The 15,186-nt window shown below is 66.2% G+C and carries 14 protein-coding genes; 9 read left to right on the plus strand and 5 right to left on the minus strand.

The annotated features are described in order from the left end of the window. Positions 1–123 precede the first annotated feature (123 nt). Genes BN2156_RS23655 through BN2156_RS23665 form a run of 3 tightly spaced genes read left to right on the plus strand, consistent with a single transcriptional unit; the run spans position 124 to position 3,349 of the window. On the plus strand, positions 124–1,335 hold the full coding sequence (locus tag BN2156_RS23655) for a PP2C family protein-serine/threonine phosphatase (protein WP_090517268.1): 1,212 nt from the start codon (positions 124–126) through the stop codon (positions 1,333–1,335). Then, positions 1,332–2,909, plus strand: coding sequence for a sensor histidine kinase (locus BN2156_RS23660; RefSeq protein ID WP_090517269.1), 1,578 nt, complete (start codon positions 1,332–1,334; stop codon positions 2,907–2,909). Before BN2156_RS23655 ends, BN2156_RS23660 begins: the two co-directional genes overlap by 4 nt. Continuing rightward, positions 2,906–3,349 (plus strand): response regulator, encoded by a 444-nt coding sequence (locus tag BN2156_RS23665; RefSeq protein ID WP_090517270.1) that lies wholly within the window; start codon positions 2,906–2,908, stop codon positions 3,347–3,349. Before BN2156_RS23660 ends, BN2156_RS23665 begins: the two co-directional genes overlap by 4 nt. On the opposite strand, the gene BN2156_RS23670 is transcribed toward BN2156_RS23665, so the two are convergent. The 3 genes from BN2156_RS23670 to BN2156_RS23680 all read right to left on the minus strand — a co-directional run bounded on the left by BN2156_RS23670 (position 3,322) and on the right by BN2156_RS23680 (position 5,386). Then, positions 3,322–3,765 (minus strand): ATP-binding protein, encoded by a 444-nt coding sequence (locus BN2156_RS23670; RefSeq protein ID WP_090517271.1) that lies wholly within the window; start codon positions 3,763–3,765, stop codon positions 3,322–3,324. The two genes, BN2156_RS23665 and BN2156_RS23670, sit on opposite strands and share 28 nt — an antisense overlap. Before the next feature lie 33 nt (positions 3,766–3,798). Next, entirely contained in the window at positions 3,799–4,161 is a 363-nt protein-coding gene (locus tag BN2156_RS23675; RefSeq protein ID WP_090517272.1) for an STAS domain-containing protein, read from the minus strand. An 85-nt stretch (positions 4,162–4,246) separates the two neighbouring features. After that, on the minus strand, positions 4,247–5,386 hold the full coding sequence (locus tag BN2156_RS23680; RefSeq protein ID WP_090517610.1) for a serine hydrolase domain-containing protein: 1,140 nt from the start codon (positions 5,384–5,386) through the stop codon (positions 4,247–4,249). 120 nt (positions 5,387–5,506) lie between these two features. On the opposite strand from BN2156_RS23680, the gene BN2156_RS23685 reads away from it, so the two are divergent. The 4 genes from BN2156_RS23685 to BN2156_RS23700 are packed head-to-tail and all read left to right on the plus strand — an operon-like array spanning position 5,507 to position 9,711. Next, a complete protein-coding gene (locus tag BN2156_RS23685; protein ID WP_090517273.1) occupies positions 5,507–7,102 on the plus strand; it encodes an aldehyde dehydrogenase (NADP(+)) in 1,596 nt (531 codons plus the stop codon). Between the two features lie 24 nt (positions 7,103–7,126). Beyond that, entirely contained in the window at positions 7,127–8,050 is a 924-nt protein-coding gene (locus BN2156_RS23690; RefSeq protein WP_090517274.1) for a 5-dehydro-4-deoxyglucarate dehydratase, read from the plus strand. Continuing rightward, entirely contained in the window at positions 8,050–9,309 is a 1,260-nt protein-coding gene (locus BN2156_RS23695; RefSeq protein ID WP_090517275.1) for a glucarate dehydratase family protein, read from the plus strand. The genes BN2156_RS23690 and BN2156_RS23695 overlap by 1 nt, the downstream gene beginning before the upstream one ends. 15 nt (positions 9,310–9,324) lie before the next feature. Beyond that, positions 9,325–9,711, plus strand: coding sequence for a DUF6632 domain-containing protein (locus BN2156_RS23700; RefSeq protein ID WP_407661740.1), 387 nt, complete (start codon positions 9,325–9,327; stop codon positions 9,709–9,711). Here the strand turns inward: BN2156_RS23700 and BN2156_RS23705 are convergent. Then, positions 9,708–11,264 (minus strand): HNH endonuclease signature motif containing protein, encoded by a 1,557-nt coding sequence (locus BN2156_RS23705; protein WP_090517277.1) that lies wholly within the window; start codon positions 11,262–11,264, stop codon positions 9,708–9,710. The genes BN2156_RS23700 and BN2156_RS23705 overlap by 4 nt on opposite strands. A 146-nt stretch (positions 11,265–11,410) precedes the next feature. On the opposite strand from BN2156_RS23705, the gene BN2156_RS23710 reads away from it, so the two are divergent. Then, the gene (locus BN2156_RS23710; protein WP_090517278.1) at positions 11,411–12,337 is read left to right on the plus strand and encodes a LysR family transcriptional regulator; all 927 of its coding nucleotides are present in this window, start codon (positions 11,411–11,413) and stop codon (positions 12,335–12,337) included. Here BN2156_RS23710 and BN2156_RS23715 read toward each other — a convergent pair. Then, positions 12,334–13,314, minus strand: a complete 981-nt coding sequence (locus tag BN2156_RS23715; protein ID WP_090517279.1) for a 2-hydroxyacid dehydrogenase — start codon at positions 13,312–13,314, stop codon at positions 12,334–12,336. The genes BN2156_RS23710 and BN2156_RS23715 overlap by 4 nt on opposite strands. Before the next feature lie 317 nt (positions 13,315–13,631). Here BN2156_RS23715 and BN2156_RS23720 point away from each other — a divergent pair, with 317 nt between their 5' ends. Then, positions 13,632–15,185, plus strand: coding sequence for an ABC transporter substrate-binding protein (locus tag BN2156_RS23720; RefSeq protein WP_090517280.1), 1,554 nt, complete (start codon positions 13,632–13,634; stop codon positions 15,183–15,185). The last annotated feature ends 1 nt before the right edge of the window (position 15,186 follow it).

Genomic DNA, 15,186 nt, shown 5'->3' on the forward strand with positions numbered 1-15,186 from the left:
CGAGCGCCCAAATACTCGACCGACGGGGAATTGACGCCTGCGCATAGGTATTCTCGACGACGTCGTCACTAAAGCAGAGGTCAGCGCGACCGGGTGGCCTCAGTGAGTGAAGGACGTGATCCCATGCGCGCGGAACAGCCGTATCCCTCTGCCACCCTCGCCGGTCCCGGTCTGGGGCGGCGGTTGTCTCTGCTGCTGGTCGAGGACGACCGTGGCGACGCGCTGTTGGTCGAAGAGCAGATCGCCGATGTGGCCGACACCGCCGACATCGACCTGACCTGGGTGCAGTCCATAGCGGCTGCCGAGCGGGCATTGCTCGAATCCCGCCCCGACTGCGTTCTGCTCGACTTGAATCTCCCCGACGCCGACGGCATCGATGCCCTGCACCGGTTGGGCCTGCTCGATCCGGCGGTCCCGATCATCGTGCTCACCGGGCTGAACGACGAGCACTTCGGCGCCTCGGCGGTCGCCTCGGGCGCGCAGGACTATCTGGTGAAGGGCCGTGTCGACCCGGAGATGCTGCGGCGGGCCGTCGTGTACTCGATCGAGCGCAAACGTGCCGAGCTGACGGCGGTGGACCTGCACGCCAGCCGGCTGCGGGAACGGGAGAACGCCCGACTTGAGCGTGGCCTGCTGCCGTCACCGCTGCTCCTGGACGATCCGGGCGTCGAGGTCGTCGCGCGGTCGCTGCCGAGCCGCCGCGATGCCTTGCTCGGCGGCGACTTCTACGACATCGTGCAGACACCGGACCGGACCGTGCACGTCATGATGGGAGACGTGGCCGGACATGGACCGGATGAGGCCGCGTTGGGCGTGGCTCTGCGCATCGGTTGGCGCGCACTGACATTCGCCGGCCTACGGGGGAACGAGCGGATGCGTCAACTGGACCGCGTGCTCACCACCGAGCGTCCCGGCCCGGGGATCTTCGCAACATTGCTGAGCGTGGCGCTCGATCCCGACAGCGGGGAGTACGACGTGGTCCGCGCCGGCCACCCCGGCCTGCTCGCGCACGGTCCCGACGCCGTGCAGTGGATCGAGCCGAAGGCGGGTTCGGCGCTCGGCCTCGGCGCCAAGGAGTGGCCAGTCAACCGACTGGCACTGCCAGAAGGGCACGGACTGCTGCTGATCACCGACGGCTTGTTCGAGGGACATGCCGGCCCCGGCGGCGCACGTCTCGGCGAAGAAGGCCTGCTCGATTTGGCCAACTCGCTTGCGCAGCTGCCCGGGCGCGACTTCGTCGGTGCATTGATCGGAGAAGTCGAATCCCGCGCGCGACTGCACGGCGGCCTCAGCGATGACATCGCGCTGATCAGAGTGGAGCGGTCATCGGCATGAAGCTCACGGTGCAAGGCTGGCAGAACCTGCTGGTTTCGGTGATGTGTGTGATCGTCCTTACCGGTGCGGTCGCCGGTATCGCGCTGGTGGGCCGCACCGATGCGGTATCGCGAGAGTTGATCGACAACATTCAGCCCGCTCGCGTCGCGGCGTATCAACTGCAGGCCGCCCTGCGGGACCAGGAGACGGCCGTGCGCGGGTACGCCATCGCCGCAGACCCTCGGTTCCTGGAGCCCTACGGTGACGGGCAGAGTGCCGAAGCGGCTGCGGCAGCGGACATCCGTGGTTACCTGGCCGGCCACGACGACCTGCTGGCGGATCTGGAGTCGATCGAGACCGCGGCGGCGGCGTGGCGGGCCAACTATGCGGAGCCGCTCATCGCCGGCGTTCAGGTGGGTCGGCCTGCGGTCGTCGACACCCGTACCGCAGATCGCGGCAGGGCTGAATTCGACGGACTGCGTCAGCTTTTCGATGTGCAGAACGCCAACCTCAGTCAGGCCAGGCAGGCCAGCGTCGATGAGCTGGGCCGCGTTCGGGCCTGGCGCGACGGCGTGGTGATCGCGATGATCGCGGCGTTCTTCATCATGGCGGTGTTGTTGACCGTGCTGGTGCGCAGCGCCGTCACCCGGCCCCTGGCCGCCCTGGCCGCCTCGTGCCGCCGGATCACCGAGGGCAACTTCGCGCAACGCATCGTTCCCCAGGGCCCCAAGGACATTCGGGCGATCGCGGCTGACGTCGAGGATATGCGGCAGCGGGTGGTCGAAGAACTCGATGCGTCGCGGTCTGCTGAGGAGACCTTGGACCAGCAGGCAGATGAATTGCGTCGATCCAATGCCGAACTGGAGCAGTTCGCCTACGTCGCATCGCATGATCTGCAGGAGCCGCTGCGGAAGGTCGCCTCGTTCTGTCAGCTGCTGGAGAAGCGCTACAGCGACAAACTGGACGAGCGGGGCCTCGAGTACATCGGCTTCGCCGTCGACGGCGCCAAGCGCATGCAAGTGCTGATCAACGACCTGCTGACGTTCTCGCGGGTGGGCCGGCTCAACGCCACCCATACCGAGGTGAACCTCGATGACGCTCTCGACAGTGCGTTGAAGAACCTGGCCACCGCGGTCGGGGAGTCGGGCGCCGAGATCGAGCGACCGGATGAGCCGTTGCCGCAGATAGACGGCGATCCCACGCTGATGACGATGCTGTGGCAGAACCTGATCGGCAATGCGGTGAAATTCCGTGGCGAGGGGGTTGTGCCCCGGATCGTCATCGACTGCCGGGCCGGTACCGGTGAACTGGCCGAGAACTGGGTATTCAGTGTTTCGGACAATGGGATCGGCATCAGCGAGGAGTTCGTGGACAAGGTGTTCGTCATATTTCAACGCCTGCACGGACGCGACACCTTCGGCGGCACCGGTATCGGACTGGCGCTGTGCAAGAAGATCGTCGAGCACCACGGTGGATCCATCTGGATCGACACGTCGTACTCGCCCGGCACCCGGTTCATGTTCACCCTGCCCGAGACACCCACGACAGTGCCCGACGTCGTGCCGCAAGCCCAGTTGGAAGGAAGTCCGCAGTGACCTCATCGGTCAACCGAGCCATTGACATCCTGTTGGTCGAGGATGATCCCGGTGACGAGCTCATCACCCGGGAAGCCTTCGAGCACAACAAGATCAAGAACAACCTGCACGTCGCCCGCGACGGCGAGGAAGGCTTGGACTTTCTGTATCGGCGCGGCGCCTTCGAAGACGCGCCGCGCCCGGATCTGATCCTGCTCGATCTGAATCTGCCGAAATACGACGGCAGGCAGTTGCTGGAGAAGATCAAGTCGGACGTCGAACTGTGCCACATCCCGATCGTGGTGCTGACCACGTCGTCAGCTGAAGAGGACATCCTCCGCAGCTACAAGCTGCATGCCAACGCCTACGTCACCAAGCCCGTCGACCTCGACCAGTTCATGAGTGCGGTCCGTCAGATCGACGAGTTCTTCGTTCAGGTGGTGCGGTTGCCGCAGTTCTGATCGAGCCGATCCCACTGCAGGCGAACTTCGGTGCCTGCGTGGTCTGAGTCGATCACGGCGCGGTCGGTGAGAGCGCGCATCAACGGGATCCCCCGTCCGCGGGCCGGGTTCTTGTGATCGGTCTCGGCGATCCGCCACGCGCCGTCATCGCTGATGGTGACGGTGAGCACCGACGCGTCCCCGTCGTAGTCGGCGCGCACGTGCATCAACCCGGGTGCCGGGGCGTCGACGTACGCGAACTCCGCGGCGTTGGCCAGAGCCTCGTTCACGGCCAGCACCACATCGCTGGCCTTGGTGGGGTCGAGTGTCAGATGCGTGCTCAGCCAACTGGAGAACTCACGGCGTATCTGCGCCGCATCCTCCGGTGCGGCCCTGACATGCTTCGTGAACTGAGCTGACTGGCCTGCGTCTGTCATGTCGCCCTGCTGGCTACCCCGTTGTGGCCGGTGTTACGTCTTCAATGCGTCCAGTGCTTCGTCGAGCGTCGCGAACAGATCCACGACCTCGGCGATTCCGACAAGTTTGAGCGGCCGGCTGGTGGCCGGTCCATCGGCGACGACGGCGAACCGTGCCGCGTCGCCCAGTTGTTCGTGTGCGGCCACCAGTACGCCCATGCCGGCCGAGGCCAGGAACTCCACGGCACTCAAGTCGACGACGACGGCAGAAGGTGAGTTCTTGGCCGCGGTGTTGATCGCTTCCTCGAGCTTGGGCGCAGTGAGCATGTCGACCGTTCCGGCCACTGCCACCACGCTGACCTCGCCGACGCGGCTCTCTTCTACTGAGCAGCCTGCCGGGTCCGGTTGGATGGTCATCCGGTTACCTCCGACGTTTCTCTTGCATCCATGGAGACGGTATCCAAGGAGGCGTCGACAAATACTAACGGTGTGGCCAGTGATCTCAGGCCACGGCCTCATAGAACAGGTTGAGATAGCGGGCGGTACGTGCCGATCCTTCGACCCCCGGCCCCATCTTGTTCATCACGTAGGCGACGGTGGCGCGCTGCTCGGGGTTGCAGGTTTCCCACGAGCCGCCCCAGCCACCCCAGAAGCAGATCTTGCCCTCGGGGACGTAGGGCACGGTTTGGGTCTGCGGCAGCCCGAAGCCCAGTCCCCATCGCAGCGGGTGGCCGAGCAGCACCACGTCGGGGCTCTCGAGCTGCGGCTCGAAGATCGTGTCGACGGTCTCGGGCTGCAGTAGCTTCACTCCGTCGACCGTGCCGCCCAGCGAGATCGCCGAGAGGATCCGGACCAGTGACCGGGCATTGCCGTGGCCGTTGGCCGCGCCGATGTCGGCGGCGCGCCAGCCCGCCGTGTTGGCGATCGCCGGGGGCGGGGCGCCCATGAACGTCTTGAGTGCGACCTCGGACAGCTGGTCCATCGGCAGGTCGAACGGTTCGTCGGGCGGGATGACCTCGGCGATGCGGTGCTGGTCGGCGGTGGCGGCCCCGATCTGGAAGTCAGCGCGCAGCGGTGCCGCGATCTCGTCGCGGACGAATTCTTTGAGCGTCTTGCCGGTGACACGCCGCAGCACCTCACCGATCAGGTGGCCATGCGTCAGCGCGTGGTAACCCGATGCGGTACCCGGCTCCCACCACGGCGTCTGGGCCGCCAATGCCGCCGTCGATTTCTCCCAGTCGTAGATGTCCTCGATCGCGAACGGCTGTTCCCACCCCGACAGTCCCGAGCTGTGCGTCAACAGGTGGCGAAACTCGATGTCCTGCTTACCGTTTGCCGCGAACTCCGGCCAATAGTCGGCCACCCGTGCGTCGGCGGTGATCAGGCCGCGGTCGATCAGCATCAGCGCGGCCAGTGCGGTCACGGTCTTGGTCGACGACCAGACGTTGACGATGGTGTCCCGTTCCCACGCGGCGGTGCGGGCCGCGTCGGCATGTCCGCCCCACATGTCGACGACGAGTTCACCGTCGATGTCGACGGCGATCGCGGCGCCGGTTTCCTCTCCATTGGCAATCGCATCCGCCAATGCGTCGCGTAACGCGTGAAAGCGGGCGTCGCAGTGGCCGTGCACGAGGTCATCCATCGGCACATCATCGCTGGACTCGGGGCCTGCGCAGGAGGAAACCAACTAATACAACAAGTGCATGATTAACCGGTAAATTTGACTTGGACAAGTATTTATAGGGCTCGTACCGTGCCAGGTATGACCTCAACGGCGACGCTGGACCTGACCGGACGGATGCTGATCGCGGGAACACCGGTGCGCGGTACCGGCAAGGAGATCCGGGGTATCGATCCGCACACCGGTAACGCCATCGAACCCGCGTATCCGTATGGCGACCGGTCCCATGTCGACGAAGCCTGTGCTGCCGCCGTCGAGGCGTTCCCGGCGTACCGGTCGGCCCCGATCGAGACCAGGGCCCGATTCCTGGAAGCGATCGCGACCAACCTCGAGTCGATCGCTGATGCCCTCGTGGACCGTGCCCATTCCGAGACCGGCCTGCCCCGGCCACGGCTGACCGGCGAGGTCGGTCGCACCGCGGGCCAACTGCGGTTGTTCGCATCGGTTCTGCGTGAGGGCAGCTGGAATCAAGCCCGGATCGATCCTGCGCAACCCGACCGAAGCCCGTTGCCGCGCCCCGATATTCGTCAGCGCAGCGTGCCACTCGGCCCGGTCGCGGTGTTCGGTGCCAGCAACTTCCCGCTGGCGTTCTCGGTGGCCGGCGGCGACACCGCGTCCGCACTGGCTGCCGGCTGCCCCGTTGTGGTCAAGGCCCACGATGCCCACCCCGGCACCTCCGAGCTCGTCGGACGTGCCATCGCCGACGCCGTCGCCGCGAGCGGGCTGCCCGCCGGAACGTTCTCACTCCTCTACGGATTCGGCCCGGAACTGGGTACCGCCCTGGTCACCGATCCCCGGATCAAGGCGGTCGGGTTCACCGGCTCCCGTGCCGGTGGCATGGCCCTGGTCGCCGCCGCCGCGGCGCGACCCGAACCGATCCCGGTGTACGCCGAGATGAGTGCGGTCAACCCGGTGTTCCTGCTCGGCGGCGCGCTGGCCGACCGAGGTGCCGAGCTGGGCCGGGCGTTCGTCGGATCGCTGACGCTGGGCTCCGGACAGTTCTGCACCAATCCCGGTTTGGTCGTCGCGATCGACGGTCCCGGACTGGACACCTTCGTCGCCGCCGCCGGTGAAGCGGTCGCGGCGAGTGCGCCGACCGTGATGCTGACACCGGGCATCGCCGACAACTTCCGAAACGGCGTTGACGCACTGGAGGACGAGGCAATGCTGATCGCGCGCGGTTCCGAGATCGACGCCCCCGCCGCCGGATGCCGTGCCGCCCTGTTCGCCACCGACGCCCCCACCTTCCTGGCCTCAGAGGCATTGCAGGCGGAGGTTTTCGGCGCCGCGGGCGTTCTGGTGAGGTGCGCCGATGCCGCTGAGATGCTGCGCCTCGCCCAGAGCCTGGAGGGCCAGTTGACCGCGACGATCCACGCCGAGGAGTCCGACCACGGTCAGGCGGGCGAACTGCTGGATGTTCTCGAGCTCAAGGCGGGTCGAATCCTGTTCAACGGCTGGCCGACCGGTGTCGAGGTGGGTCATGCCATGGTGCACGGCGGGCCGTTCCCGGCAACGTCCGATTCGCGCACCACATCGGTGGGTGCCCGATCCATCGAGCGGTTCCTGCGGCCGGTGTGCTACCAGGACGCCCCTAAATCTTTGCTGCCCAGTGCCATTGCCGACGGAAACCCGGACGGCCTGTGGCGGCGTATCGACGGCCAACTGACCAAAGACTGACTTTAGAAAACACAAGGAGTAGACATGCTCGACGGCGTCCTTTTCTTCCCGGTAACCCCGCTCACCACCGCTGGTGACATCGACGTGGACCTGCTCGCGCAGCACATCTCCAAGGGCGTGGACGCCGGGCCCGGTGGGGTGTTCATCGGTTGCGGGACAGGAGAATTCCACGCGCTGGATCCCGAGGAGATGCGCACGGTGGTGCGTACCGCCGTGGAGACGGTCGGCGGACGGGTTCCGGTGTACGCGGGGGCGGGCGGTTCGATCGCCTCGGCCAAGGCTTTCGCCAGGGTAGCTGCCGACGCCGGTGCCGACGGGCTGTTGTTGCTGCCGCCGTACCTGGTGGAGATGCCGCAGGCCGGGCTCGTGGAGTACACCCGCGAGGTCAGCGCGGTCACCGACCTTCCCGTGGTCGTCTACAACCGCAACAACGCGCGCTATACCGAGGAGTCCGCGGTCGAGGCTGCGCTGATCCCCAATGTGGTCGGATTCAAGGACGGCACAGGCGATCTCGACCGGGTATCGCGAATCGTGCGTGCTGTCACCGACGCACTGGAGCCGCTCGGCAAGCCGTTCCAGTTCTTCAACGGACTTCCCACCGCCGAGGTGTCGCAGCAGGCGTACCGCGCGATCGGCGTGACCTTGTACTCGTCGGCGACCTTCGCGTTCGCCCCCGACGTCGCACTCGCCTTCTACCAAGCTCTGGAGACGGGCAACGAACCGCTGATCGCAGCTCTGACGCGCGAGTTCTACCATCCGCTGGTGCGGCTGCGCGACACCGTTCCCGGCTATGCGGTCTCGCTGATCAAGGCCGGCGTCACCTTGGAGGGAATCCCCGCCGGACCGGTCCGCCCGCCACTGATCGATGCCAGGCCCGACGATGTCGCCGAGCTGCAACGCATCCTGGCCGCCGGACGTGCAGTGCTCGACAACGCCCTGGTGCACTGATGCAGCCGGTTCGTATCACCGGCGCGCGCATCACACCGGTCGCGTTCGCCGACCCACCGCTGCTCAACACCGTCGGCGTGCACCAACCGTTCGCGCTGCGCGCGATCATCCAGCTGGACACCGACGCAGGGCTGACCGGGCTCGGCGAGACCTACGCCGACACCCGGCATCTGGAGCGCCTCAGCGCCGCGGCAGGCGCGATCGTCGGGCAGGATGTGTTTGCGCTCAACGCCATCCGTGCGGCGATCGCCCGGGTGCTGCAGGGGGACACAGCCGCTGTTGGGACCGCCGGCATGATCACCACCGCCAGTGCGGTCGACCAGGTCTTCTCGCCGTTTGAGGTGGCCTGCCTCGATGTCGCGGGTCAGGCCACCGGCAGGCCGGTATCGGACCTGCTCGGCGGCGCAGTGCGTGACGCGGTGCCGTTCAGCGCCTATCTGTTCTACAAGTGGGCCGGCCACCCTGGCGCCGAGCCATACGGTTGGGGCGAGGCGCTGGACCCCGACGGAATCGTTGCTCAGGCCCGCCGCATCGTTGACGAGTACGGTTTCACCGCGATCAAACTCAAGGGCGGCGTGTTCGCGCCCGAGGAAGAGGCCACCGCGATCGAGGCGTTGCGGGACGCATTCCCCGGCCATCCGCTGCGGCTGGACCCGAACGCCGCCTGGACACCCGAGACATCGCTGAAGGTGGCCGCGCGGTTGTCCGGCGTATTGGAGTACCTGGAGGACCCGACACCGGGGTTGGACGGCATGGCCGAGGTGGCCGCACAGGCGCCCATGCCGTTGGCCACCAACATGTGTGTGGTGGCGTTCGATCAACTCGGGCCTGCCGTCGCCAAAAGTTCAGTGGGCGTGGTGCTTTCCGATCACCACTACTGGGGCGGCTTGCAGCGGTCCCGCCTGCTGGCCGGAATCTGCGACACCTTCGGTTTGGGGTTGTCCATGCACTCCAACTCGCACCTGGGCATCAGCCTGGCCGCCATGGTCCACCTGGCCGCGGCCACGCCCAACCTCACCTACGCCTGCGACACTCACTGGCCGTGGAAGACCGAAGACGTCGTGCGACCCGGCGCCCTCGAATTCCGCTCTGGGGCAGTGCCGGTGCCGACCGGTCCCGGCCTCGGTGTCCAGATCGACGACGACGCCCTGGCCGCCTTGCACGAGCAGTACGTGCGGTGCGGGATCACCGACCGCGACGACACCGGCTATATGCGCACGGTGGATCCGTCATTCGAGGCCATCAGTCCGCGCTGGTAGGTAATGTGGCGGGCCATGGCATACCGGCTTCTGCGGATCGCTCTCGTGGTCTTCGGTGCGGTGATGGTCCTGCTCTATCCGCTGGCCGTGGTCTGGCCGGCGGGGTGGGCCTGGCATCACGGCGCGCCGTACGAGTCGAACTACTTCATGATGATTGTCGGCGTCTACGCGACACTGGGCCTGTTCCTGCTGAACGCGGCGCGACGGCCCGAAGCGAACATCAGCCTGATCTGGTTCACCGTCGTCTCCAGCGTCGTGCACGCGGTGATCATGGCGGTCCAATCGTTCGGCAACGGCCACCACATGGGCCATCTGTGGGGTGACGTTCCCGCTCTGCTCATCGCCGCCGTCGTGCTGGCGGCCCTGGTCCGGGCATCCGGAATCGGCCGCACGCCAGCCTAGAAGGGCGGTACGTCGGGTCCGGGGTCCGGCGGCGGAGGAGGTCGCCAGTCGGCGGGCAGGGATTCGGGTTCGTAGGGGTCATTGATCCAAGCGGCGAATGGGCTTGTGCTGGGGCGGTTTCCCTTGAACAAGGTCAGGGTGGCGCGCATCCGATTGTGTTCGACGCGGCGACGGATCTCGGCAGTGCGGGCTTTCCGGACACGGCGCGCCTCGGCATTGATCGGACGCAACCGGTGGTTCTTCGCCCGCTGCTGAGCAATTCGGACAGCGCGAGGCGTGGCCTTGGTGCGCCGCGGCGCGCGGCGCATCCTCAGCTCCGGGAAGACCTCAACGGCACCTGGACTGGTGGTATAGGTCCGGCCGCTCGGCGCGGTCCACACGATGGTGCCGTCGGGGAGTTGTTGGTCGCGCCAGCCGTCATGGAACGTCTTGAGCCGATGATGTTGCCGGCACAGGCATTTCAGGTTCCATGGCACTGTGAGCCCGCCCCGTTCGGGCTTGGCGTGATTGAACGGGACCGTATGGTCGACATCGCAGAGCTCAGCGGGCCGGTCACAACCCGGAAACCGGCAGGTGATGTCACGGCACCGGATCCAGCGCGCCAGCGCGGCTGATACCTGGTACCGCAACGCCTCAGCTGTCGCTACCGCAGGAGCTTGCACCACCCGCAGGACGGCATGCTCTGCCAGCTCTCGCAGCTTCTCGGCGTCTATCACGCCGTACCCGGCGAGGTACCCGGGCTGGTTCCCTCCGGTGAGGGCGCTCTGCGGGGCGATCACGTTCATCACCACCCGGACTGCGGGTGGCTCGGCCGGTTCGGCGTGCGGGCACTCGGGCCGCCCGCACAGGCAGACCAAGGCTCGGTTCTCGGACATGGCTTCGACAGCGTCGGCTCGGCGCTGGCCCAGTGTGCGCGGATCCTCGGCACACACTCCGTTGGCCAGCTGAGTAACGCGCTGGTCGAAGCTCGAACCTGCTTTCGCAGTCAACGTCCCTTCCAGTCGTGCGGTGCCGTCGGGCCCGGGCCGTACCCGCACGTCACGGCGCCGCTCAGCCTGTTCGCGTTCGTGGATGGCATCGGGGTCCATCTCACGCACCGCAGCATCGACGGCGTTGATGACCCGCTGCCGCGACCACGACTTCCAGCCGGAGATCCGGCCGGCCAAATCGGTATCCAGCCGGGTGATGATCCCGTGGTCGGTGACCAGTTGTGTCCGTTCGATGATGACCGCCACCGTTGCCCAGTCGATCTGCCCGCGTCGCAGGACTTGCGCCACCTGGGGCAGTCGATCGGTCAATGCCTCCGCTTGTGAGACGACCAATGTGGCGACTTTGGGGGAGATGTTCATGGCCGCGCCTACTTCGGCGACGGTGCGGGAAAACCCGGTCACCAACATGTAACCCGGGTCAGAATCCTCGGTCTCGACCTCGTCGATCCGGCGGGCCAGTAGCTCCCCGATCATCGACATCCGGGATGCCATCAACATGGCCTCCTCGCTGACCGAATCGCCGATGCACAGGACCAGCTCCCACGATGCATCAGACTCGAACATACGTTCGATTATGCTACGAGAATTCATGACTGGCAAGGAAATTGGCAAATCCAGCGGTTGTTTGATGCATTCCTGCTCCGGCGATTCAACGCGTCGATTCATGCCGTTCGGGCATTTATCGCGGCGAGTGTCGATAGGCTGCACCGGTGTTCTCGCTGTCGAGGCTGTCTTGCTTCATCGCCGTCGCCGAGGAACTGCATTTCGGCCGCGCCGCCGAGCGGCTGCACATGACCCAGCCGCCGCTGAGCCGTCAGATCCAGCAGCTGGAAAGCGAGCTCGGGGTGCACCTGATCGACCGCACCACCCGGTCGGTGACGCTGACCCCCGCCGGAGTGGCGTTCCTGCCCGATGCCCGCCGCATCCTGCAATTGGCCGAAGGTGCGGCGCTCAATGTAAAACGCGTTCCCGCAGGGGATCTCGGGACCGTGGTAATCGGATTCACCGCGGCTTCGGCGCATCCGGTGTTGCCCAGGCTGTTCGACGCCGCACGGCGGCAGCTGCCGGACGTGAAGCTCGAGTTGCGGGAGATGGTGACGGCCGTGCAGATCGAAGCGCTCATGACGGGCGAGCTGGATCTCGGGATGGCGCGCCCACCGCTCAAACGGCCCGGCCTGGTATCCCGGCCGCTGCTGCATGAACAGCTCATCGCCGCACTGCCGGCCGCGCATCCGCTGGTCGAGGTGCGCCGTCAGCTCACGCTCAACGATCTCGACGGCCAGGACATGGTGATGTACTCACCGGTGCAGGCCCGGTACTTCAACGAGCTGCTGATCAGCACGTTCACGATCGCCGGCGCCACGCCCCGCTATGTCCAGTACGTCACCCAGGTGCACACCATGCTGGTGCTGGTCCGCTCCGGGATCGGCATCGCGCTCGTGCCCGCATCCACGGCCACCCTGCATCCAGAAGGGGTGGTGTTCCGCTCGATCGGCGCGTTCCGGGAGCGTCCGGTCGAACTGGACGCCGTCTGGCGCGGGGACAGCACAAACCCTGCGCTGCTGCGGCTGCTGCGAGACGTCCTGCCACCGCGTGAGTGGACCACCGACGATCTCGTCGAGGATTTCGTCGGTTAGCTACGTGCGGCAGGAGCCGGCATGGGCACCGGCGTGACGAGCTCGCCGGACTCCAGGAACTTGTCCAAGTTGGCCAGGGTCAGCGCCTCCATGGCGGCCCGGGTCTCGACGGTTCCACTTCCGACGTGGGGCAGCAGCACCACGGTGTCCAACGACAGCAGTGCCTCGGGCACGTTCGGCTCGTCGGTGAACACGTCGAGTCCAGCACCTGCCAGCCTGCCTTCGCTCAGCGCCTCGACGAGGGCTTCCTCGTCCACGACGCTGCCGCGGGCGATGTTGATCAGGTAGCCGTCGGGCCCGAGCGCGTCGAGCACATCCCGGTCGACCAGGTGCCGTGTCCCGCTGCCGCCGGCCGCGGCGACGATCAGGACGTCGACCTGCCTGGCGAGCTCGATGGCGGACGTGACGTATTCGTAAGGGCTGCCCGCGACCTCACGCCGGTTGTGATAGCTGATCGTGCAACCGAACGCGACCAGCCGGGTGGCGATCGCCTGCCCGATGCGGCCGAGGCCGATGATGCCGACCCGGGCTCCCGAAACCTTGTGGGTCAGTGGGTAATTGCCTTCCGCCACCCAGCGGCCGGCCCGCAGGTATCGGTCGGCGGCCGAGAACTGCCGCATCGTGTCGATCAGCAATCCGACGGCAGTGTCGGCCACACAGTCACTGAGCACGTCGGGGGTGTTGCTGACCACGACGTTTCGCGCCGCGGCCGCCTCGATGTCCGTGGTGTCATAGCCGACCCCGAAGTTGACCACCGCACCCAGATTGGGCAGTGCCGCCATCAGCTCGGCGTCGACGCCGGTGCGCCCCGAGGTCACCACCGCGGCGATCGTGGCGCCGTGCTCGGCGAGGAATGTCGCGCGTTCAGGGCCACCGGGCAAAACCTGGGCGTCGTAGCTGGTCCGCAGTGTCTCGGCGAGTGAAGGCTTGAGCGGACCCACCTGCAGGACGCGGCGGCTGGAATCGGATTCGGGCACACGTACTCCTCGGTCGGGATGCAGCTACGGTAAGCCTGCGTGCAAATACCCGTCCAACACGGAAATAGCATGGGTTGATACGCAAGCTGCATAATTCCCCCCGCGGCATTGCTGCGGACGTATCGATGGCCGGCCTCCGCACTCAAAAGCGCAGTTCAAGTGCTGTTTTTAGCGGGCGTGACGGCTTGTCCAGGACGTTCGGTTCATCCCATTTCGGCTGATTTCAGTGGGTTGACGGGTGGAGTGGGCCGTTCTTAGCGTGTGTCTGCGGTCACAACCGGCATCCACATACGTGGACATCACACCCTGGAGGATCCATGAGGCGAGTTCTCGCCGCTCCGGCAGTCGCTCTGGCCGCCTGCACGTTCGTCGCCGGGTGCACCGTTGCCAATACCGCGCACGGCGGCTATGACCCCGACACCCTGCGGATAGTCATCTCCCAGGAACCGCCGACGCTGGAGCCCTGCGAGAGCTCGCTGACCTCGACCGGCATCGTGGTGCGGTCCAACATCACCGAACCGCTCATCGAGCGCGATCCCGATACCGGCGACCTGCAGCCGCTGCTGTCCACCGCATGGCGCCAAACCGCGCCCAACCAATGGGCTTTCGACATCCGCAAAGGCGTCACCTTCTCCGACGGTGCGCCCTTCACCGCCAAGGACGCGGCCTTCTCGATCGACCGGGCAGTGAACTCCGATCTGCAGTGCAACGTCGACGGCTACGTTTTCGGTGACGCGTTGCTCGATGTCAGAGCTCCTGACGACAATACGGTCGTCATCGGCACAACGAATCCGGATCCGATTCTGCCGCTGCGTATCTCGTTCGTGGAGATCGTGCCGTCGGGCACCAGTACCACCGAGAAGGTCCGTGAGCCCATCGGCACCGGACCGTATGCCATCTCCGACTGGGAGTACGGCCAGAAGCTGCTGCTCAAGCGCAACGACCGTTACTGGGGCGCCAAGCCGGCCTTCGCCCGCGCCGAATACCAGTGGCGCAGCGAGGGCAGCGTGCGTGCCGCCATGATCACCAACGACGAGGCCGACATCGCCACCTCGCTCGGGCCCGAGGACGGGGCCGGCGACCGCGGGGTTCCGTTCCAGAACAACGAGACCACCGCGCTGCGCATGCAGGCGACAGAGGCGCCGCTCGACGACATCCGCGTCCGGCAGGCCATCAACTACTCGGTCAACCGGACCGGCATCGTAAAAGCACTGTTCCGCGGGCTCGGCGAACCGGCGTCCCAGCTCATCCCGTCCGGTGTCGTCGGATACAACGACCAGCTTCCGTTGTGGCCCCACGATCTCGACAAGGCCAAGGCACTCATCGCCGAGGCGAAGGCGGACGGGGTCCCGGTGGACCGGCAGATCCGGCTGATCGGCCGTACCGCCCAGTTCCCCAAGATCTCCGAGACCATCGAGGTGCTGCAGAGCGAGTTCGCCGAGATCGGCCTCAACGTGAAGATCGAGATGATGGACACCGCCGGCCAGCTGCAGTATCAGTTGCGCCCGTTCCCGGCGGACACCGGTCCGTACCTCCTGATGATCATGCACGGGAACCAGGCCGGTGACGCCGCGTTCACCATGGACCAGTACATGCTCTCCGAGGGGCCGCAGAGCGCATACGGCACAACGGAATTCGACAGTTCGATCCGAGCCGCGGAAGCCCTCACGGGTCAGGGCCGTCAGGATGCGTTCGCCAAACTGTTCGCCGAGGAACCGCAGCAGATCATGCAGTTCGCCTACATCGCCCACATGAAGGGCATTCTCGGCAAGTCGCCGCGTATCGATTACACCCCCAACTCCGCCACCGGCGACGAGATGCGGCTGTCGGAGATGACTCCCGCTTCGACCGACCGCACCGACAGGAGCTGAG

The organism is Mycolicibacterium neworleansense (assembly GCF_001245615.1).
Classification (GTDB): domain Bacteria; phylum Actinomycetota; class Actinomycetes; order Mycobacteriales; family Mycobacteriaceae; genus Mycobacterium; species Mycobacterium neworleansense.

Excerpts from the sequence above, each read along its gene's own strand:
- BN2156_RS23655 (WP_090517268.1), top strand. The coding sequence starts at position 124 with ATGCGCGCGGAACAGCCGTATCCCTCTGCCACCCTCGCCGGTCCCGGT.
- BN2156_RS23660 (WP_090517269.1), top strand. The coding sequence starts at position 1,332 with ATGAAGCTCACGGTGCAAGGCTGGCAGAACCTGCTGGTTTCGGTGATG.
- BN2156_RS23670 (WP_090517271.1), bottom strand. The coding sequence starts at position 3,765 with ATGACAGACGCAGGCCAGTCAGCTCAGTTCACGAAGCATGTCAGGGCC.
- BN2156_RS23675 (WP_090517272.1), bottom strand. The coding sequence starts at position 4,161 with ATGACCATCCAACCGGACCCGGCAGGCTGCTCAGTAGAAGAGAGCCGC.
- BN2156_RS23680 (WP_090517610.1), bottom strand. The coding sequence starts at position 5,386 with ATGGATGACCTCGTGCACGGCCACTGCGACGCCCGCTTTCACGCGTTA.
- BN2156_RS23685 (WP_090517273.1), top strand. The coding sequence starts at position 5,507 with ATGACCTCAACGGCGACGCTGGACCTGACCGGACGGATGCTGATCGCG.
- BN2156_RS23690 (WP_090517274.1), top strand. The coding sequence starts at position 7,127 with ATGCTCGACGGCGTCCTTTTCTTCCCGGTAACCCCGCTCACCACCGCT.
- BN2156_RS23695 (WP_090517275.1), top strand. The coding sequence starts at position 8,050 with ATGCAGCCGGTTCGTATCACCGGCGCGCGCATCACACCGGTCGCGTTC.
- BN2156_RS23700 (WP_407661740.1), top strand. The coding sequence starts at position 9,325 with ATGGCATACCGGCTTCTGCGGATCGCTCTCGTGGTCTTCGGTGCGGTG.
- BN2156_RS23705 (WP_090517277.1), bottom strand. The coding sequence starts at position 11,264 with ATGTTCGAGTCTGATGCATCGTGGGAGCTGGTCCTGTGCATCGGCGAT.
- BN2156_RS23720 (WP_090517280.1), top strand. The coding sequence starts at position 13,632 with ATGAGGCGAGTTCTCGCCGCTCCGGCAGTCGCTCTGGCCGCCTGCACG.